Source organism: Streptomyces bluensis, assembly GCF_014650715.1.
In the GTDB taxonomy this organism is placed as follows: domain Bacteria; phylum Actinomycetota; class Actinomycetes; order Streptomycetales; family Streptomycetaceae; genus Streptomyces; species Streptomyces bluensis.
Genome location: NZ_BMVM01000010.1, coordinates 181,804 through 200,919, shown reverse-complemented (window position 1 = coordinate 200,919; position 19,116 = coordinate 181,804). Strand labels below are relative to the sequence as shown.

Genomic DNA, 19,116 nt, shown 5'->3' with positions numbered 1-19,116 from the left:
AGAGCTCGGGGGGAACTGTTGTGTCGCGAGTGCGGGTCTTCTGTGGCTTGTCGCGCAGTTCCCCGCGCCTCTTACAGGGCGCTACGCCGCCTCGCGTTCCACGTACTCCTCGATCTCCGCCATCGGCGGCCTCTCCTCGGTGTCCACCGAGTACGTGCGCGGCTCGAAACCGTCCTCGCCCCGCTCGAACTGGGTCAGGGAGGGGCGGATCAGGTGGCCCCGCGCCAGGCGGAGCTGGGCGGTGCGGTAGATCGCGGCGGACATCCGGCCGAGGGCCTGGCCGTCCTGGTGGCGGTGTTTGCGGACGCCGACGTCGACCTGGGCGAGGGCGTCCAGGCCCACCAGGTGCAGGGCGTCCACCAGCATGCCGAGCTCCACCCCGTATCCGACCGGGAAGGGCAGCTGTTCCAGGAGCGAGCGGCGGGCCGCGTACTCGCCGCCCAGGGGCTGGACGAAGCCCGCGAGCTGCGGCCAGTGCATGTTCAGCAGGGGGCGGGCCATGAGTTCCGTGACCCGGCCGCCCTGGCCCGCCGCGGCGCCCAGCGGCCGGTCGTACATCGCCTTGACCAGGTCGACGTCCGGATCGGTGAGCAGCGGTCCCACGATCCCGGAGACGAAGTCCGACGAGAACTCCTTCAGGTCCGCGTCGACGAAGCACACGATGTCCCCGCGGGTGACCAGCAGGGAACGCCACAGCACCTCGCCCTTGCCGGGCACGGCCGGGATGCGGGGGAGGATCTCGTCCCGGTGCACCACCGTCGCGCCCGCGGCGGCGGCCACCGCCGACGTACGGTCCGTCGATCCCGAGTCGACGACCACGATCTCGTCGACGAGCGGGACCTGCCGCACGAGGTCGCGACGGATCGCGGCGACGATCTCGCCGACGGTCTCCTCCTCGTTGAGCGCGGGCAGCACGACACTGACCGACTGGCCCGAGGAACGTTTGGCTGCCAGGATGCGGTGAAGCGGGCGATCGGTCACGGACCAGGAGCGTGTGCTCAGCCAGCGCTCGACTTCGTTCAGCACGGTCTGCGGCTCCTCACTTTTCGATCACACGGACTCCGGTGTGATCCATCTCGCGGTTCGGACGTCTCTCTCAACTCTCCTGGCCTTCGGTTACAGTCTTGAACAACGCGGATGACCATCGCATTGCGGGGTCCCCGTTGCGTTTCAATGATCAACAAACGATCAACAACCGCATACCGCTCATCCAGAGGGGCAGAGGGACACGGCCCGATGAAGCCCCGGCAACCCTCCAGCCGGTTCTCGTACCCGATCAACGTCGATCGTTCACGGATCACCGTAGATCGACTTCGCGAGGCTCCCGGCTAGGGAAGGTGCCAAATCCGTCTCACGGCGAGATGCGTCGTGAGGAAGATGAGGAGAAAGGGCCTCGCCTCACATGGCTGTGCAGACCGCTGGAAACACGACGAACCCCGGCACGACGAACCCCAGCACCGCGAACGCCGCCACCCCCGTCGACCTCGGCTCCGCCGCCGCTCTGTCCTGTCGCGAGTGCGGCCACCGGGTGCCGCTCGGCCCGCTCTTCGCCTGCGAGGAGTGTTTCGGCCCGCTGGAGATCGCATACGACTTCTCCGCGTACGAGACCGAAGAACTGCGCAAGCTGATCGAGTCCGGCCCGGCGAACATCTGGCGCTACGCGCCCCTGCTGCCCGTCCCGGCCGACGTGGCCGGCAAGCCGAACCTCAACCCCGGCTGGACCGCCCTCGTCAAGGCCGACAACCTGGCCCGGGAACTGGGCGTCACCGGCGGCCTGTACGTGAAGGACGACTCCGGCAACCCGACGCACTCCTTCAAGGACCGGGTCGTCGCCCAGGCGCTGGAAGCCGCGCGGGCGTTCGGCTTCACCACCCTCTCCTGCTCCTCGACCGGCAACCTCGCCGGCGCCGTCGGGGCCGCCGCCGCCCGCGCCGGCTTCCGCTCCTGTGTCTTCATCCCGCACGACCTGGAGCAGGGCAAGGTCGTCATGGCCGCCGTCTACGGCGGTGAACTCGTCGGCATCGAGGGCAACTACGACGACGTCAACCGCTTCTGCTCCGAGCTCATCGGCGACCCGGCGGGCGAGGGCTGGGGCTTCGTCAACGTCAACCTGCGGCCGTACTACGCGGAGGGCTCGAAGACGCTGGCGTACGAGATCTGCGAGCAGCTGGGGTGGAAGCTCCCCGACCAGATCGTGGTCCCGATCGCCTCCGGCTCCCAGCTCACGAAGATCGACAAGGGTCTCCAGGAGCTGATCAAGCTCGGGCTCGTCGAGGACAAGCCGTACAAGATCTTCGGTGCGCAGGCCGAGGGCTGCTCGCCGGTCTCCGTCGCCTACAAGGCCGGCCATGACGTCGTACGGCCGCAGAAGCCGGACACCATCGCCAAGTCGCTCGCCATCGGCAACCCCGCGGACGGCCCCTACGTCCTCGACATCGCCCGGCGGACGGGCGGCGCCGTGGAGGACGTGACGGACGAGCAGATCGTGGACGCGATCAAGCTGCTGGCGCGCACGGAGGGCATTTTCGCCGAGACGGCGGGTGGCGTGACCGTGGGTGTCACGCGCAAGCTCATCGAGAACGGTGTGCTGGACCCGACCCTGACCACGGTCGTCCTCAACACCGGCGACGGCCTCAAGACGCTGGACGCGGTGGCGGGTACGGGGTTGACGGCGACGATCCGTCCGAGCCTCGACTCGTTCCGTGAGGCCGGCCTCGTATAGGTCCGGCTCGTCGTTCGGACCACCCCGCGCCCCTGCCGGGGCGCCCCCTCGCACCCTGACCGGAGGTCAACCCATGAGCGTCACCGTCCGCATCCCCACCATCCTGCGTACCTACACCGGCGGTCAGGCCGAGGTCAGTGCCGAGGGTGCGAACCTCGGCGAGGTCATCGCCGACCTGGAGAAGAACCACACCGGCATCGCGGCCCGGGTCCTGGACGACCAGGGCAAGCTGCGCCGGTTCGTGAACGTGTACGTGAACGACGACGACGTCCGCTTCGAGCAGGGCCTGGAGACGGCGACCCCGGACGGGGCGGGCGTGTCCATCATCCCGGCCGTCGCCGGAGGCTGAGCGGCGCCGATAATTACCTTCGGTAACGTCGGTTACCGAGAGTTCATCGAATGGCCCCCTCCGTGAGAGAAGCGGAGGGGGCCATTCTCTATGGTTGAGCACGGTACAGTTGGGGAACGCGGTTGGCCTCAGGCTCCGGTTTCACCCCGCGTACATATGAGTTCTTGCCGCGCGCCCGATATGAAGCAGCCAAAGTGGGCGAGGCCCGGCAAGGCATTTGCGCCTTATGTTCCTTTTGCGGGGCCCGACTTGCCCTGAATTTCGGTGAATTCTCCGTACATTCCCGACCGGGCCTGTCCAGATTTCTCGTCCGACTGACCTGTTGCAGACGGCAGTTGGACAGATACATTCAGCCGCGGTCGACGCGTTCCGGCGCACACCCCCAACCGTTGGGGGGTGAGGTCTGACCCGGATCCGCGAAGTGTGGATCTGTGCAAGGGCCAGTAATAGGGGAGTTAGGCATGGCTCAGGGCACCGTCAAGTGGTTCAACGCGGAGAAGGGGTACGGCTTCATCGCGGTCGACGGTGGTGCGGATGTATTCGTCCACTACAGCGCGATCCAGATGGACGGCTACCGCACCCTGGAGGAGGGCCAGCGGGTCGAGTTCGAGATCTCGCAGGGTCAGAAGGGGCCGCAGGCGGACATGGTCCGCTTGGCAGGCTGAAGCACGCGCCGACTGAACAGCAGCGACGCACTTCGTTTCACTTTCGAAGGGCTCGTGTCCCCTGGGGAGTTGTCCCTCGGGGCGCGGGCCCTTCGTTCTGCCCGGGATCCGGTCCACGATCCGCTGGTCCGGGTGCTGTCCGTGTTCCGGCCGGAATCCTGGTCCGGGTGCTGTCCGGGTGCTGTCCGGTTCCGTCCGGGCGGGGGCGCACGGGTGCGTTCACCTGGGGATCATCCCCAGGCGCTTGCACTCGCAGGGGTCGAGTGCTAATCATTGGGCGTTAGCACTCTGAAGGTGAGAGTGACAACGAGGACCGGGTCGGTGAGGCCCGCCAGCCGGGTGGGGCAGGGAACCACAGGCAGGCGAGCCGTCCGTCGCGGGCGCCAGCACGGTCCGGAGCAATCCTCCCCCGAGCTCTCGGCTTCGCTTCGAGCACGGGGGGACCCCATCCGTCCGGGAGGACCACTTCACATGGCCAAGATCATCGCGTTCGACGAGGAGGCCCGGCGCGGCCTTGAGCGCGGGATGAACCAGCTCGCCGACGCCGTCAAGGTGACCCTCGGCCCCAAGGGCCGCAACGTCGTCCTTGAGAAGAAGTGGGGCGCGCCCACGATCACCAACGACGGTGTCTCCATCGCCAAGGAAATCGAGCTGGAGGACCCGTACGAGAAGATCGGCGCCGAGCTGGTCAAGGAGGTCGCGAAGAAGACGGACGACGTCGCCGGTGACGGCACGACGACCGCGACCGTCCTCGCCCAGGCGCTGGTCAAGGAGGGCCTGCGCAACGTGGCCGCGGGTGCCAACCCGATGGCCCTGAAGCGCGGCATCGAGAAGGCCGTCGAGGCCGTGTCCGCCGCCATCCTCGACCAGGCGAAGGAGGTCGAGACGAAGGAGCAGATCGCCTCCACCGCCTCCATCTCCGCCGCCGACACGCAGATCGGCGAGCTCATCGCCGAGGCGATGGACAAGGTCGGCAAGGAAGGCGTCATCACCGTCGAGGAGTCCCAGACCTTCGGTCTGGAGCTGGAGCTCACCGAGGGTATGCGCTTCGACAAGGGCTACATCTCGGCGTACTTCGCGACCGACATGGAGCGCATGGAGGCCGCCCTTGAGGACCCCTACATCCTCATCGCCAACTCCAAGATCTCCAACGTCAAGGACCTGCTCCCGCTCCTGGAGAAGGTCATGCAGTCGGGCAAGCCGCTGCTGATCATCGCCGAGGACGTCGAGGGCGAGGCCCTGTCGACCCTGGTCGTCAACAAGATCCGCGGCACCTTCAAGTCCGTCGCCGTCAAGGCCCCGGGCTTCGGTGACCGCCGCAAGGCCATGCTCGGCGACATCGCCATCCTCACGGGCGGCGAGGTCATCTCCGAGGAGGTCGGCCTCAAGCTGGAGAACGCGACCCTGGACCTCCTGGGCCGCGCCCGCAAGGTCGTCATCACCAAGGACGAGACCACCATCGTCGACGGTGCCGGCTCCACCGACCAGGTCGCGGGCCGCGTGAACCAGATCCGCGCCGAGATCGAGAACAGCGACTCCGACTACGACCGCGAGAAGCTCCAGGAGCGCCTGGCCAAGCTCGCGGGCGGCGTGGCCGTCATCAAGGCCGGTGCCGCCACCGAGGTCGAGCTCAAGGAGCGCAAGCACCGCATCGAGGACGCCGTCCGCAACGCGAAGGCGGCCGTCGAGGAGGGCATCGTCGCCGGTGGTGGCGTGGCCCTGCTCCAGGCGTCCACGGCTCTGGAGAAGCTGGAGCTGGAGGGCGACGAGGCCACTGGTGCCGCCGCCGTCAAGCTCGCGCTTGAGGCCCCGCTGAAGCAGATCGCCGTCAACGCCGGCCTTGAGGGCGGCGTCATCGTCGAGAAGGTGCGCAACCTCCCCGTCGGCGAGGGCCTGAACGCCGCGACCGGTGAGTACGTCGACATGCTCGAAGCGGGCATCCCCGACCCGGCCAAGGTGACGCGCTCCGCGCTGCAGAACGCCGCGTCGATCGCCGCGCTGTTCCTCACCACCGAGGCCGTCATCGCCGACAAGCCGGAGAAGGCCGCCGCGCCCGCCGGTGGCGGCATGCCGGGCGGTGACATGGACTTCTGATCCGGTTCTCCGGATCGGCCCGTCCGCGGTACCGAGGGCGGCACCTCTACTTCCAGGGGTGCCGCCCTCGGGCGTGTCCGGGATCACAGAGGGGGGCGGCCGGGACCGGAATGCCGTGGCCGGCGGGACGGTTGATCCGTAACAGACAGTCGATGCATACGCACATACCGTCCGGTTTCCCTTCCGGAACAATCCCTTCTGCCTGAGGAGCCCTCCACGTGACCGTCACCGCCCCCGAGTCCGCCTCCCGCGCGGCACAGGTCCTCTCCCGCCCCCTTGCCCTGAACGGTCTGACCATTCCGAACCGGATCGTGATGGCACCCATGACCAGGCAGTTCTCGCCGGGCGGCATCCCCGGTGAGAACGTGGTGTCGTACTACGCGCGCCGCGCCGCCGCGGGCGTGGGCCTGATCGTCACCGAAGGCACGTACGTCGGCCACGAGTCGGCCGGGCAGAGCGACAGCATCCCGCGCTTCCACGGCGAGGAGCAGCTCGCCGGCTGGGCGAAGGTCGCGGACGCGGTGCACGCGGCGGGCGGGACGATCGTGCCGCAGCTGTGGCACATCGGCATGGTGCGCAAGGCGGGCGATCCGCCGTTCGCGGACGCCCCGGCGGTCGGCCCCTCCGGCCTGCGCCTCGACGGCACGCCCGGCACCGGCAAGGAGATGACGCAGCAGGACCTGGACGACGTCATCGCCGCGTTCGCCAAGGCCGCGGCCGAGGCGGAGCGCATCGGCTTCGACGGCGTCGAACTGCACGGCGCGCACGGCTACCTGATCGACCAGTTCCTCTGGTCCGGCACCAACCGCCGCACGGACGCCTACGGCGGCGACCTGGTCGCCCGTACGAAGTTCGCGGCGGAGATCGCGGCGGCGGTACGGGACTCGGTGTCCCCGGAGTTCCCCGTCATCTTCCGCTACTCGCAGTGGAAGCAGGAGGCGTACAACGCGAAGCTCGCCGAGACGCCGGAGGAACTGGAGGCGCTGCTGACGCCGCTGGCCGCGGCCGGTGTGGACGCCTTCCACGCCTCCACGCGCCGCTACTGGCTCCCCGAGTTCGACGGCTCGGACCTCAACCTGGCGGGCTGGACGAAGAAGCTCACCGGCAAGCCCGCCATCACCGTCGGCTCCGTCGGCCTGGACGGCGACTTCGTCCGCGCCTTCGCCGGCGAGGGCTCGACGCTGCGGGGCATCGACGACCTGCTGGACCGCCTGGAGGCCGAGGAGTTCGACCTGGTCGCCGTCGGCCGTGCCCTGCTCCAGGACCCGGAGTGGGCGGCGAAGGTGCTTCAGGGCCGTACCGGTGAGCTGAAGGCGTACGACCCGGCGTCGCTGGGGTCGCTGAGCTGAGCCGAGCCCATCCCGACGTGACGCAGATCACGCAGCAGCCGGGGGCGGGTGGACAGAACCGGGCATGAACCCTTCACTGCGTGCTCGGGTGAGAGCCGGTGATCCCGATGCCTTCGCGGAACTCTTCGACCAGTGCGCCCCGGCCGTCCACCGGCTGGCGGCGCGCGGCACGGGCGACTGGGGGCAGGCCGAGGACATCGTCTCGCTGACCTTCCTGGAGGCATGGCGGCTGCGGCAGCGCGTGCACCCGGACGGAGACGCCCTCCTGCCCTGGCTGCTCGGGATCTGTGTGAACGTGCTGCGCAACCAGTCCCGTGCCCTGCGCCGGCACAGGAACGCGCTGGCCCGCGTCGCCCTTCACGACACCGTGCCCGACTTCGCCGACGAGGTGGTCGGCCGCATCGCCGACGTCGAACAACTCACCGCCGCGCGGTCCGCGTTGGACCGACTACGACGGCACGAGCGGGAGGTGGTGATGCTCTGCGTCTGGTCCGGCCTGGACTCGGCGGCCGCCGCCGAGGCGCTCGGCGTCTCTCCCGGGACGGTCCGCTCCAGGCTGTCCCGGGCACGGACACGGCTGCGCGCCCAGACCGAGTCGGAGCTGGTCAGGGCACGCAGGACGACGCGGTACGAGGGAGCGGCCGGACAGACACAGGGCGCGGGCCGCGGGGCCGCCGCCCGCACGACCGAGGAGACGAACCGATGATGAAGATCTCCACGCCGCACGCCGAGGACGAGCAGAACCTCGTGGCCGGTCTGCACGCGGCCCTCCCTCCCGCGGACGCCCCCGCGCTGCCCGGTGAGCGGCACCGGGCGCTCCGGAGCCGGCTGACCCAGGAGTTCCGGCGCGATCTCGACGAGGGAGCCCGGCCCGCCCGCCCCCGTCCCAAGTGGCTGAAGGTGGCGCTGCCCACGGCACTGGCCGGAACACTGGTGGCCGGTGTGGCGGTGACGGGTGGGCTCACCGATGTCTTCGGCCCCCAGGTGGACGAGGCCCGGCACCGGCAGGCGGTGGAACTCCTGGACCGCCTGGCCGTGGCCGCGGCGGCGGCACCGGCCACGACGATCCGTGACGACCAGTTCATCTACGTCAAGACGGAGGGCTCCCAGGAAGCCGTCAGAAGGTACGGCAACTCCTTCCGTGTGGTGGGCACATGGCAGGTCCAACGCGAGGACTGGACGTCCGTCGACGGCTCCCGCGACGGCTACATCCGCCAGGAAGTGGTCTCCGGCCCGCCGACGAACACGCCCCCGGGGACCGGCCGCGCCGAGGCGGACCCCAATGCGTCCACCTACCGCGAACTGACGGCACTGCCCACCGACCCCGACAAGCTGGTGGACAAGCTCTACGAGGATGCCGGGGGCGACGGGCCGGCCGAGCAGAAGGCCGTCTTCGAGGCCGTGGGCGACATGCTCGACACGGCCACCCTGCTCCCCGAGAAGAGCGCGGCCCTCTACCGCGCGGTGGCGAAACTGCCCGGGGTCGTCGCGGTGGACACGGCACGGGACGCCGCGGGCCGCGAGGGCATCGGCCTCACCATCACATCGGACGGCGACGAGCGCACGACCTGGGTGTTCCGCCCCTCGGACCTGACCTACCTGGGGTCAACGGAACAGGCGGTGCTGGACGTAGGGGTGGTGGACAGCGTCCGCGAGACGCCGTAAGCGCCTCGGGGACGGTCAGCCCATCGTCTTGGCGCCGTCCAGGGCCTCCCGGATGATGTCGGCGTGGCCGGCGTGCTGGGCGGTCTCGGCGATGATGTGCAGCAGAACCCTGCGGGCCGACCACTGTGCCTGGGGCTGGAACCACGGGGCCTTGGGCAGTGGCTGAGCGGCGTCCAGGTCAGGCAGGGAGGTAATCAACTCGTCGGTCTCCCGGGCCACTTCCTCATAAGCGGCCAGCACACCGGCCAGGGTGTCACCGGGCAGCATCCGGAACTCGTCGGCCCGCCGGGCCCAGTCGGCCTCGGTCATGGCGGTGAAGTCACCCATCGCCGACGGCCCCTTCCGGATGAAGTCCGCCCAGTTCCGCTCCGCCGACGTGACGTGCTTGATCAGCCCGCCCAGACACAGTTCGCTGGCGGTGGTCCGCTGACCGGCCTGCTCGTCGGTGAGGTCGCGGGTGGTGAACCGCAGGAAGTGCCGGTGCTTGGCGAGGGTGTCCAGCAGGTCGGTGCGCTCGTTGGTGCGCTCGTTGGTTTGCTCGTCGGTGGTGATCAAGGTGTCGTTCATGGGGTGGCCTTCCGGGGGTTCGTGTTCCGTCGGTAGGGCCACCACGCTAGGAGCGATATAGGTCAGATCCTGACCTCTACGCTTCGAAGGTGTCGGCGGACCGTAGGAGCTGTCATACATGTGTCCTCTCTCGTCGTTCGTCCATTGCTGCGCGGATCCCGGCCACGCGGGCGCGGACCGCAGAAGGAGACAGGGGCGTGTGGGGGCGGGCGGGGGCGCGCTCGCCCCGGCAGGCGCCGCAGATGCCGCCCGGCAGTGACTCCGGGCGGCCGGGTGTGCCGCACTTCGCGCACTCCAGAAGGCGGAGGGGCGGGCGTGGGGGCTGTGCGGGCTCCGGTGGAAGCTTGGTGGTCAGTCGGTTGCGTACCAAGGCCGCCGGGTGGTGGACCGGCGTGGGCAGGCCCGTCGTCAGGGCGTGGAGTACGGCCTCGTCGGTGGCTCCGCGCGCGAACCAGTCCGCCAGCAGCGGGGCCAACTCCGCGCAGTCCGCCTGGGAGAGCGAGAGCACCGGGGCGGTACGGCCGAGGGCGGCGAGCAGGATGTGGGCGCGGGAGCGGGTGGAGCGGGGCCGGTCGGGCGGTTCCTGTGACTCCCGCGGTACGTCGCCTCGCGTGAACGCCGCCCACCAGTCGTCGTCCCGCGCCGTGCGCGAGAACCACGATCGGGTGATCCAGCGAGAGCCGCCCGAGTCCACGGCCAGGTGCTCTCTGCCTCGGCGCAAGTGGCCTGCCCGCTGGAGGTTGTTGAGGGCGGTGCGGAGGGCGCACTGTCCGTACGGGAGCTGCTTGGCCAGCGTCTTTACGGAGATGTCGGCCCCGTCGGGGAGCCGGTCGACGTACGCGGCGATGGCGGCTTCGCGGGGTGGGAGGTGGGCGAAGTCGTGGTTCGTGCGGGGGCGTTGGTCCGGCGCGGAGCGTTTGCCGTAGCCCGGATTGGCCATGGGGTGCGGGGACGCGTGCGCGGGCAGGACGGCGGCACTAAGCTTGGGTTCAGCCACTGGATCGATGTGTCCGATCTGGTAGGTCAAGCCCCCGCAGGTGTTCCCGCACCTGACGGGGGCTGTTTGCTTATGTGGGCACGCTAGAGCCTCGTGACTGTGCGTGGCAAATCGAATGCGTCAAGTCAACACGCTGGGTGGGAGGGTGGGTTGGAACCCTCCACCCATTCCTTGAAAAGAGGGCTCGGAGCTGGGAACTGAGGGCTTGAGCCTCGGGCCATGTACTTCTCCGGGAGTTCAAGTGACCGTGGGGGCGGCCCGCTTCTTGGTCAGTGTCGTGCTTCCGCGACCCGAGTAAAGGGCGCTCCGCTGTCGCTCCGCGTCGCCTTCGGCGATCGGCCTACGGCCGACCCTTGACTCGGCTCGCTCCAGCACGGGGAAGAAGCGAGCGGGCAGCCCGGGAGAGCGGGGCGCCAGGGGGATGGGTGCATGGCGGGGGTTGGCTTGCCGGCCGGAGGCGGCGGGCGCGACCGCGTCTCGCATGCACGCCGGGAGGGTTCGGCGTCTTACGCCGGTGAAGGGGCGCGGCAGCGGGCGGGGCACGCCGGGTCGGCGCGGCGGCAAAGCCCCCTTGCCAGTCACACCAGCCCCACAGGCCCCGTTGGAGAGGCTAATTGGCAGGTGTTGGACATGGTCGAGCTGCTCGACCTCGCGCACTTCCATGGGGTGGGTGGCCGAAATCTGCCAATTACCCAAGCAGGGGCCGCTCCTCGCCGGCCGTCTCCGCGAAGGGGGCAGGTGGAGTGTGTGCGGCATGCCGTGGGTCGTTCGCGCCCGCGCCGTGGCCGAAGCGCCGTGTGCCGCAGATCGACGTGCGATCCGGATCACCTGTTGCCTCTTGTGCGGGCTGAAGACGGTAGAGGGTGGTTGTGGTCAGGTGAATGAGAGGACGAGAAGACGTGGATGTGTACGAGGCCGTGGACAGTCGCCGGGCCGTGCGGGCGTTCAGCGATGAGCCGGTGTCCAAGGAGTTGCTCGAACGAGTGCTGGCTGCAGCGACGCGAGCTCCGTCGAGTGGGAACCTCCAGCCGTGGCATGTGTATGTCGTGACCGGCGAGCCCTTGGCCGAACTGAAGAGGCGTGCAACGGCCAGGGCGCTGACGAGAGACCCGGGCGATGAGCGGGAGTATCCGATGTACCCGGCCGAACTGACCTCGCCGTATGTGGACCGCTTTTCTGCCGCCGCTGCCCAGCGGTACAACGCGCTGGGAATCCAGCGCGACGACCCCGACAGGCCCATGAAGATCGCCGCCTTGAACTCGGAGGCGTTCGGGGCGCCGGTCGTACTGTTTTGCTACCTCGACCGGCGGATGGGGCCCGGACAGTGGGGGGACGCAGGGATGTACTTGCAGACGGTCATGCTGCTGCTGAGGGCGGAAGGGGTGCACAGCTGCCCCCAGGTGATGTGGACGATGTACCGCAAGACCGTCAGCCGGATAGTCGGAGCCGATGACGGGCTCGTGCTGTTTTGCGGAGTCGCGGTGGGGTTCGAGAAGGAAGGCGTGCCACGGCTGCGTACCGGGCGGGCGGACATCACGGAAACAGTGAGCTTCATCGGCGTGTGACCGATAGGCGGGCAGAGTCTTCTGCAGCCGCGCGCAGGCGACTTCGGACATCGGTGCGGCCGACTCCGGGAACCGGCATCGATCGTCACGTCCGTCCCGCCGTTCCGGCACTGCCGCACTGACTCCGGTTGCTGCGACAGGGCCATGAGGCTGCTTGGCTCTCCCAGGAAGGGAGAGCCAAGAGTGGACGACATGCGCCCGCGACTGGTCGGATGTGGGCGTCGTGGCACCGGTCGGCCGGACCGCCGGCGGCTGCCGCCGCTACGACACCGCTGGCGTAGCCCGGCTGCACCTGGCCCACACTCTGCGGGACCGGGGTTGGGTCTCGGTGAAATCCGGGCCGCCCTGGATCGCGAGGACGGGCTTTCCGAGGTGGCGGCCGCGCCGGCAGCTCACCGCCGCGGCCGAGCCCGCCGCCGAGCGCTTCTGGCAACTGCTGTGCGTCCTCGGCGGCCGCCCCGCCCCCGCCGGGATCGTTCGGGGAAGGACAGTGGCTGACCACCGCGCTGCGTGCCAACCCGCGCCCGGCGCGCGCAACGCCCGGCTCGACGCCCTCTGCACGGACGACACCGACCCCTGGCCGGGCGGTGTCCTGGACGCGTCCACGCGCGCCGGGCTGTCACACACCGTGCGGACCCGAATGGCCGCGCCGGTCGGCACGCCTTCGGGGCGGACCTCGTCCGAAGGCATGCCGGTCGGTGTTCGCCGTACCGTCGGGCCTCGTGGACAGCCCCGAGCATCACCCAGCTCTCCATGGCCGTTCGCCGCAGTTGTACGAGAACAGCCGTGATGACGTGTTGCCGTGATCGGTGCCTCCGCGCCAACGGCTCCCGGCGTACAGCGGTGCGGCGTGAGTCGCTATGATCGCGCCTTGTGGAACGTTCCCAAACTGAATCGTCGACTGTGGTCGTGTGGGATCTCGGCGGCGTCCTGGCGCCGTCGGGCCGTGCGCTGGGAGCGCTGGCCGAGGCTCTCGACGTACCCGAGTCCGAACTCGCCGACCCGTACTGGGCCTACCGCGACGCCTACGACCTCGGCGGTTCCCCCGATGAGTACTGGCGCCGGATCGCGAAGGCGCTGGGGCGCCCGCTGAGCGAGGCATGGGTCGACCGGCTCGACCGTATCGACACCGAGTGCTGGGCGGTCCTCGGCTCCGAAGCCGCCGAACTGCTCGCCCGGATCACGGAGCGCGGAACACCGCTCGGAATCCTGTCCAACGCCCCGGGCTCGCTGGCGGCGGCAGTCCGTAGGGCGTCGTGGAGCGGCCGGTTCGAGACCCTGGTCTTCTCGTCGGATCTCGGGCTGATGAAGCCGGACCCGCGCGTCTACCGGACCGCCGACGAGCGGCTGCGTCGCTCGCCCGGAGAGGTCGTGTTCTTCGACGACCGGCCGGAGAACGTGGAGGCGGCCCGCGCCCACGGCTGGCGCGCCCACGTGTGGACCGGGGGCGAGGCGGCACGGGCGGTGCTCGCGCGCGAGGGCGTGCTCGATGACTGACCGGCCGCGCAATCCCACGATCATCGATGTGGCGCGGCAGGCCGGAGTGTCCAAGTCGGTGGTGTCCCGTGTCGTCTCGGGGCGCGGCAGCGTCGGGGAGGAGACCCGGCAGCGGGTCGTCCGCGCCGCGCAGGAGCTGGGCTACGTCGTCAACGCGTCCGCCCGGGCCATGGTGGCCCACCGCACGTACACCGTCGGGGCCTTCGTGCGGGATGCGGCGACCCCCTTCTACGGCCATCTGCTCACCGCGATGCAGGAGCGCGCTGCCGGTCACGGCTACCGGGTGGTCACCGCGACCGGGTCCGGCCGGTTCGAGGTGAGTGATGAGTACCGCGCTCTGGAGACCCTCGCGATGCTGCGGGTCGAAGCGCTGATCGTGTGCAGCGGGCTGCTGCCGAGCGAGCGGATCCTGCCGTTCGCCGAGCGGTTGCCGACCGTGGTGGCGGGCCGCCCGGAGACCCATCCGAGCATCACCAGTGTCTACTGCGACGAGGACGAGGGGGGCGCCGCGCTCGCGGACCATCTCCTCGGACTGGGGCACCGGGAAGTCGCCGTGGTCACGGTGTCGATGAGGGACTCCGTGACGCTGGGCCCGCGCACGGCTGCCATGGTCCGCCGTCTGCACGAGCGCGGGGCGCGTGTCCTGGAGATCCCGGGCGCGCACCGGGAGACGGCCGGAGCGTGGGCGGTCGAGGCGCTGCGGCACCCCGGGATCACCGCGGTGATGGCTCCCAGCGACCGGCACGCGGTCGCCCTGCTGGAACAGCTCCGGCTGCGCGGTGTGGATGTGCCGGGAGACCTTTCCGTCACCGGCTACGACGGCATCGGGGATCTGGCGACGCCGCTGATCGGGCTGACGCACTGGCGCCAGCCGATCGACGTCATCGGCAGCCGGGCCGTGGACGCCGTAGTGCAGTTGCTCGACGGTGAGCGGCCGCCCGACCATCACCAGGCGCTGCCCGGCACGCTCGTGGTGGGCCGGACGACGGGGCCGCCGGTCGGCTGGGACTGCTGCTCGTCTTCGCGTACTGGCCGGTCGTCCGAGGCGTCGTACTGAGCCTGTACGGCAACGATCTGCTCGGTGACCCCTCCCGGTTCGTCGGCCTCGCCCAGTACGCCGACGTGGTCACCGACCCGGATCTGAGGCGGGCGCTGCTCGCCACCGGCACCATCGCCGGGCTCAGTGTGCTGCTCTCCGTGGGCGGCGCGCTCGCCGCGGTGCTCCCGCTGCGCCGGGCCGCCCGCAGGCCGCGTGCCGTCGTGTCGGTGCTCCTGTCTCTGCCGTTCGCCTACTCGGCGGCGGCGTCGGCGGCCGTGTTCGCGGGACTGTTCGCACCGGCGGTCGGGACGCTCAACGAGGTACTGGCCCACCTCGGCGTCACCGGGCCCGACTGGCTGCGTTCGCCGGCCTGGGCCATCGTCAGCATCTCGGTCGCCACCGCCTGGTACGAGTTCGGCTTCGCCTTCCTCGTCCTGCTGGCCGCGCTGACCCAGCTCGACCAGCAGGTCATCGAGGCGGCCGCGCTGGACGGCGCGTCGGGGCTGCGGATGGCCTGGTCGGTCATCATCCCCATGCTCCGGCCGAGCCTGGTGTTCCTCGTGGTCACCCAGACCATCAGCGGACTGCAGGTGTTCACCCAGGTCCAGGTGCTCACCCGGGGCGGTCCGGCCGGGTCGACCTCGACGCTGGTGCACGAGCTGTATCAGCGCGCGTTCGGCGAGGCGCTGCCCCACGTCGGCTCGGCCTCGGCTCTCGCCGTGGTCCTGCTGCTCCTCGTCCTGGCGATCACCGCGCTCCAGTTCCGGGTGCTGCGGAGGTGGGCATGAGACGCCTTCAACCCGGCTCCGTCCTGCGCTGGTTGTGGCTCGGCGCGGTGGTCCTGGTCGTCGCGTTCCCCGTCTACGTCACCGTCGTCACCGCACTTCTGCCCCAAGGCGACGTCGCGGCCGGCCGGCTCCTCCCGGTGCCGGGCCGGCTGACCCTGGACAACGTGCGCGCGGCGCTGGACTCCGCGCCGCTGGCCCGGCAGTACCTGGTCAGCGTGGCCGTCACCGCGCTGCAGGCGGTCGCCCAGCTGACCACGGCGGCGCTGGCCGCGTACGCGCTCGTCTTCCCCCGCTGGCGCGGCCGGGGCGTCGCCTTCGCCCTGGTCCTTGCCACCCTGGCGTTCCCCGGGGAGAGCCTGGTCATCCCCAACTTCGAGCTTGTCACCGGGCTCGGACTGCGCGACACCCTGCTCGGCATCGTCATTCCGTACCTGGCCGCCGGCTACGCGGTCTTCCTGCTCCGCCAGGCATTCCTCGCCCTGCCGCGCGAGACCTGGGAGGCCGCCCGCCTGGACGGCTGCGGAGAACTGCGCGCGCTCCTGCACGTCGTCCTGCCCATGGCGCGGCCGCAGTTGGTCACCGCGGCGATGTGGTGCGCCCTTTCGGCGTGGAACGGCTACTTCTGGCCGCTGCTGATCACCGACTCCCCGCAGCGGCGCACCATTCAGGTCGGCCTCGCTCAACTCGTCGTCGACCAGGCCGCCGCACCGGCCGTGATCTACGCCGGGACCCTGCTCGTCCTGCTGCCGACCCTGCTGCTCGTCCTGTTCGGCCAGCGCTTCCTCGTCCGGGGGCTGGCCGCGCGGGTCACCACCTAGACGCCCCCACTCCCTCCAGAAAGAGAAACGAACCGTCATGCCCTCCCTCCCCTCCCGGCCCTGCCTTCTCTCCCTGCTCTTCGTGGACCGTCCGTCCGCACGACCCGGATCACGATCGCGCGTCCTGGCCGTCTCCGTCTGCCTGACGGCCGCCGCCGCACTGACCCTTACGGCCTGCGGAGGTTCCGACGGAGGTTCCGACGGCGGGAAGGCCGCCGGAGCGGCGCCGGGACCGTCGGCGCTGGCCGCCGCGAAGGGACCGGTGACCGTGACCCTGTGGCACGGGGTCGGCGGCCCGGCCGGCGAGGCGCTGCAGGCCGAGATCGACGCGTTCAACCAGGCCAACCGCGGAAAGATCGTGGTGAAGGCGTCGTTCCAGGGCAGCTACGCCGACGCCATCGCCAAGTACACCTCCGCGATCCGCAGTGGCGGAACGCCGAGCATCATGGTCTCCAACGACATCACCACCGGCTATCTGCGCGACGCCGAGCAGACCGTCTCCGCCCAGGCCATGGCCGCCGCCAACCCCGAGGACCTCGACCTCGACAAGCTCCGCCCGGCGGCGCGCACCTACTACACGGCCAACGGCGAGCTGCTCGCCGTACCGCTGAACACGTCCATGCCCCTGCTGTACGTCAACGACAAGCTGCTGGACCGGGCGAAGGTGGACCGCTCCACCCTCGGCACACTGGAGGGCGTGGCCGCGGCCGCGCGCAAGATCCACGCGGAAGTGCCCGGCGTCAAGGGCATCGACCAGCCCCTCGACGGTTGGTGGTTCGAACAGCTCACCGCCGCCGCCGGGGTCCCCTACTGCACCGCGGACAACGGCCGCAGGAACGGCGGGGCCACGGCGCTGTCGCTGACCAGCGGGCCGCAGCGCGCCGCGATCGGCACCATGGCGAAGCTCTACACCGACGGCGTCGCGCTGGACACCGGCGCCGAGGGCAACGCCGCCCTGTCCGCCTTCGCGGCGGGCAAGACCGCCATGATGTTCAACTCCAGCGGTGCCATCGGCGGCCTCACACAGGCGGGCATGAAGGACTACCGCGCGCTGCCCTACCCCCTCTCGGGTTCGCCGTCCACCGCGGGGGCCGCGATCGGCGGTGCCGCGATGTGGGTGGACCAGGCGGGGCACAGCGCGGCCGAGCAGGTGGCGAGCTGGAAGGTGATCAGCTACCTGGCCTCCGGATCAGCGCAGGAACGATTCGCCAAGGCGTCCGGCTACGCCCCGATCAACACCGACGTGGACACCTCGCCCTCGTGGAAGGCGTTCCTGGCGAAGAACGAGCCCTACGCCGTGCTCGACAAGCAGTTCGCGAACACCCCGGCGACGACGCCGACCTCCGGGTGCCTCAGCGGCGCCATGCAGGGCGTGCGTGACGTGGTCGTACCGCAGATGCAGCAGGCGTTCAGCGGCAAGACCCCGCTCGACAACGCACTGAAGACGGCGGAGAAGGCGGCGACGGCGAAGATCAAGGACTACCGCGAGCAGGCAGGCCAGTGACGGCGACCGAGACCGCGACCGAGACCGCGACGGAGACCGAGACGGCGATGACCACGCCCATGACCACGCCCACGACCACGCCCATGACTACGAGGACGACGGTGACGACGGGAACGACGAAGGTGACGAAGGCGGCGAAGGTGTCGAATGCGGCTCCGGCCGTGGCGGAACGCTTTGCCCAGGCCCCGGGAGACCCGTACCGCTACGGCGTCTACCTGCGCCCCGACCCCGTGACCTGCGCCGCGGTCACCGCCGTGACCACACAACTGCGGGCGCAGTACGGGCTCGTCTCGGCCGGCGCGTTCCCGCCCCACGCGACCCTGGTGGGCAGCCGACACATCCCGGCTCCCGCCGAGGAGATCGTCGCCGCCGTGACCAGGGCACTGACCGACGTTTCCGCCTTCACCGTCCACAACGCCGGCGTCCGCCGCATGGGAGTGGGACTCGTCTACGACGTCCATCACCTCGCCGACGGCATCACCCCGAACGCGGCGTTCGTGGACCTCGCCGGCCGGGTCGACGAGGCGGTTGTGCCCCTGGAGGCTCCCGCACCCAACCCCGCGCAACACCCCTTCGACGAGGACACGTTCCAGGCGCACCTGTCTCTGCTCTCGCACGACATGTACGAGCGCCCGGACCTGTTCGAAGAGGTCGAGGACTACGTCAAGAGGCTCCCCGTGTCCTTCTCGGACAGCTTCTCCGGCGACACCGTCAGCCTCTACCGCACCCGCAGCGACGACTGGGCGGGCCGCTGGTGGCACACCCTGGCCTGGGAACATGTCCACACCTGGCGGCTGCGCCACTGAACGGCTCCGGGGGGTGGACGCCCCGTCCCCGTGGGTGAGGGCGTCAAAAACCCCCCATCGGCTCGATGTCCACTCTCACCGGCTCGCCCCACACCCGCAGTACCTCGTAGTCCGTGAACTCGTGGACCAGGCGGTACGCCATCGCCGGGCGTGGGCCGCGGCGTTGGGCGGCCAGGTACAGCTCGGCCTCGCGGCGGTCGCGGCGTGGGGTGCCGCAGAGCTGCCACGCCTGGCCGTTCCACGCCTCCGGGAGCCAGCGCTGCTGGGGCTGGGGGCGGTCGCCGCGCATGCCGTAGCGGGACGAGCCGGGGTCCGTGGGGGCCGTGGCGCGGGGTGGCCCGTACGTGCCGTTGAGTTGGGCGCGGCGGGCGGCGCGGCGGCGGGTCTCGCACAGGAGGCAGCGGTCGGGGGCGTCCTCGTCCACGGGGCCGTTCGGGTGTTCGGCGCAGCGCGTCGTGGGCGCCGCGGTCGTGACCGTCTCGTCCAGCAGGTCCAGGGCGCGCCGCAGGTCGGCCTTGACCTCGTGCAGCTTGGCGTCGGGGGTGGTGGACGTCAGGGCCTCACCGTGCTCGCCGAGGAGGCGCAGGGCTCGGCCGAGGGCGGTCAGCTGTGCGTGGTTCACCTGGTCGTTCCCTCCCCGGACGGAGTCCTGCTCCTCGGACGGTGTCCTGCTGTCGTGGTTGTGCTGTCG

Annotated in this window: 18 protein-coding genes and 1 riboswitch; of the genes, 14 read left to right on the top strand and 4 right to left on the bottom strand. The window is 70.2% G+C overall.

The window, feature by feature from the left end; translation table 11 throughout:
- Window positions 1-81: 81 nt before the first annotated feature.
- Window positions 82-1,026: a glucosyl-3-phosphoglycerate synthase gene (locus IE262_RS24315; protein ID WP_189876470.1), complete on the bottom strand. Its 945-nt coding sequence runs from the start codon at window positions 1,024-1,026 to the stop codon at window positions 82-84.
- Window positions 1,027-1,203: 177 nt separating this feature from the next.
- Window positions 1,204-1,384: riboswitch (SAM riboswitch) on the top strand.
- An 18-nt stretch (window positions 1,385-1,402) separates the two neighbouring features.
- Between IE262_RS24315 and thrC the strand changes: the two genes are divergently transcribed.
- The 7 genes from thrC to IE262_RS24280 all read left to right on the top strand — a co-directional run bounded on the left by thrC (window position 1,403) and on the right by IE262_RS24280 (window position 8,844).
- Window positions 1,403-2,722: a threonine synthase gene (thrC, locus tag IE262_RS24310; RefSeq protein WP_134033400.1), complete on the top strand. Its 1,320-nt coding sequence runs from the start codon at window positions 1,403-1,405 to the stop codon at window positions 2,720-2,722.
- Between the two features lie 73 nt (window positions 2,723-2,795).
- The gene (locus IE262_RS24305) at window positions 2,796-3,071 is read left to right on the top strand and encodes a MoaD/ThiS family protein (protein ID WP_134033403.1); all 276 of its coding nucleotides are present in this window, start codon (window positions 2,796-2,798) and stop codon (window positions 3,069-3,071) included.
- Window positions 3,072-3,532: 461 nt separating this feature from the next.
- Window positions 3,533-3,736: a cold-shock protein gene (locus IE262_RS24300; RefSeq protein WP_009339379.1), complete on the top strand. Its 204-nt coding sequence runs from the start codon at window positions 3,533-3,535 to the stop codon at window positions 3,734-3,736.
- Between the two features lie 471 nt (window positions 3,737-4,207).
- Window positions 4,208-5,830, top strand: coding sequence for a chaperonin GroEL (gene groL, locus IE262_RS24295; protein ID WP_131571650.1), 1,623 nt, complete (start codon window positions 4,208-4,210; stop codon window positions 5,828-5,830).
- 218 nt (window positions 5,831-6,048) lie between these two features.
- Complete coding sequence (locus IE262_RS24290) at window positions 6,049-7,179, top strand: NADH:flavin oxidoreductase (protein WP_189876468.1); 1,131 nt, start codon at window positions 6,049-6,051, stop codon at window positions 7,177-7,179.
- Between the two features lie 64 nt (window positions 7,180-7,243).
- Window positions 7,244-7,885, top strand: a complete 642-nt coding sequence (locus IE262_RS24285) for an RNA polymerase sigma factor (RefSeq protein WP_189876465.1) — start codon at window positions 7,244-7,246, stop codon at window positions 7,883-7,885.
- Complete coding sequence (locus IE262_RS24280; RefSeq protein WP_189876464.1) at window positions 7,882-8,844, top strand: CU044_5270 family protein; 963 nt, start codon at window positions 7,882-7,884, stop codon at window positions 8,842-8,844. The genes IE262_RS24285 and IE262_RS24280 overlap by 4 nt, the downstream gene beginning before the upstream one ends.
- Window positions 8,845-8,859: 15 nt before the next feature.
- On the opposite strand, the gene IE262_RS24275 is transcribed toward IE262_RS24280, so the two are convergent.
- Window positions 8,860-9,411 (bottom strand): DinB family protein, encoded by a 552-nt coding sequence (locus tag IE262_RS24275; RefSeq protein ID WP_189876462.1) that lies wholly within the window; start codon window positions 9,409-9,411, stop codon window positions 8,860-8,862.
- Window positions 9,412-9,523: 112 nt separating this feature from the next.
- On the bottom strand, window positions 9,524-10,351 hold the full coding sequence (locus tag IE262_RS24270; RefSeq protein WP_189876645.1) for a hypothetical protein: 828 nt from the start codon (window positions 10,349-10,351) through the stop codon (window positions 9,524-9,526).
- A gap of 956 nt (window positions 10,352-11,307) precedes the next feature.
- Here IE262_RS24270 and IE262_RS24265 point away from each other — a divergent pair.
- The 7 genes from IE262_RS24265 (at window position 11,308) to IE262_RS24235 (ending at window position 18,425) form a co-directional block, all read left to right on the top strand.
- Entirely contained in the window at window positions 11,308-11,973 is a 666-nt protein-coding gene (locus IE262_RS24265; RefSeq protein WP_134033418.1) for a nitroreductase, read from the top strand.
- 873 nt (window positions 11,974-12,846) lie between these two features.
- Window positions 12,847-13,470 (top strand): HAD family hydrolase, encoded by a 624-nt coding sequence (locus tag IE262_RS24260; RefSeq protein WP_189876460.1) that lies wholly within the window; start codon window positions 12,847-12,849, stop codon window positions 13,468-13,470.
- A complete protein-coding gene (locus IE262_RS24255) occupies window positions 13,463-14,527 on the top strand; it encodes a LacI family DNA-binding transcriptional regulator (RefSeq protein WP_189876458.1) in 1,065 nt (354 codons plus the stop codon). The genes IE262_RS24260 and IE262_RS24255 overlap by 8 nt, the downstream gene beginning before the upstream one ends.
- Before the next feature lie 65 nt (window positions 14,528-14,592).
- Complete coding sequence (locus IE262_RS24250; protein WP_189876456.1) at window positions 14,593-15,297, top strand: carbohydrate ABC transporter permease; 705 nt, start codon at window positions 14,593-14,595, stop codon at window positions 15,295-15,297.
- Window positions 15,294-16,115 (top strand): carbohydrate ABC transporter permease, encoded by an 822-nt coding sequence (locus IE262_RS24245; RefSeq protein ID WP_134033431.1) that lies wholly within the window; start codon window positions 15,294-15,296, stop codon window positions 16,113-16,115. The genes IE262_RS24250 and IE262_RS24245 overlap by 4 nt, the downstream gene beginning before the upstream one ends.
- A 37-nt stretch (window positions 16,116-16,152) precedes the next feature.
- Window positions 16,153-17,619 carry an extracellular solute-binding protein gene (locus IE262_RS24240; RefSeq protein WP_189876454.1) on the top strand — a complete coding sequence of 489 codons (1,467 nt, stop codon included), beginning with the start codon at window positions 16,153-16,155 and terminating at the stop codon, window positions 17,617-17,619.
- Window positions 17,616-18,425, top strand: coding sequence for a 2'-5' RNA ligase family protein (locus IE262_RS24235; protein ID WP_229877436.1), 810 nt, complete (start codon window positions 17,616-17,618; stop codon window positions 18,423-18,425). The genes IE262_RS24240 and IE262_RS24235 overlap by 4 nt, the downstream gene beginning before the upstream one ends.
- A gap of 43 nt (window positions 18,426-18,468) precedes the next feature.
- On the opposite strand, the gene IE262_RS24230 is transcribed toward IE262_RS24235, so the two are convergent.
- A complete protein-coding gene (locus IE262_RS24230; RefSeq protein ID WP_189876452.1) occupies window positions 18,469-19,047 on the bottom strand; it encodes a hypothetical protein in 579 nt (192 codons plus the stop codon).
- Window positions 19,048-19,116 lie beyond the last annotated feature (69 nt).

Excerpts from the sequence above, each read along its gene's own strand:
- thrC (WP_134033400.1), top strand. The coding sequence starts at position 1,403 with ATGGCTGTGCAGACCGCTGGAAACACGACGAACCCCGGCACGACGAAC.
- IE262_RS24305 (WP_134033403.1), top strand. The coding sequence starts at position 2,796 with ATGAGCGTCACCGTCCGCATCCCCACCATCCTGCGTACCTACACCGGC.
- IE262_RS24300 (WP_009339379.1), top strand. The coding sequence starts at position 3,533 with ATGGCTCAGGGCACCGTCAAGTGGTTCAACGCGGAGAAGGGGTACGGC.
- groL (WP_131571650.1), top strand. The coding sequence starts at position 4,208 with ATGGCCAAGATCATCGCGTTCGACGAGGAGGCCCGGCGCGGCCTTGAG.
- IE262_RS24285 (WP_189876465.1), top strand. The coding sequence starts at position 7,244 with ATGAACCCTTCACTGCGTGCTCGGGTGAGAGCCGGTGATCCCGATGCC.
- IE262_RS24280 (WP_189876464.1), top strand. The coding sequence starts at position 7,882 with ATGATGAAGATCTCCACGCCGCACGCCGAGGACGAGCAGAACCTCGTG.
- IE262_RS24275 (WP_189876462.1), bottom strand. The coding sequence starts at position 9,411 with ATGAACGACACCTTGATCACCACCGACGAGCAAACCAACGAGCGCACC.
- IE262_RS24270 (WP_189876645.1), bottom strand. The coding sequence starts at position 10,351 with ATGGCCAATCCGGGCTACGGCAAACGCTCCGCGCCGGACCAACGCCCC.
- IE262_RS24255 (WP_189876458.1), top strand. The coding sequence starts at position 13,463 with ATGACTGACCGGCCGCGCAATCCCACGATCATCGATGTGGCGCGGCAG.
- IE262_RS24245 (WP_134033431.1), top strand. The coding sequence starts at position 15,294 with ATGAGACGCCTTCAACCCGGCTCCGTCCTGCGCTGGTTGTGGCTCGGC.
- IE262_RS24240 (WP_189876454.1), top strand. The coding sequence starts at position 16,153 with ATGCCCTCCCTCCCCTCCCGGCCCTGCCTTCTCTCCCTGCTCTTCGTG.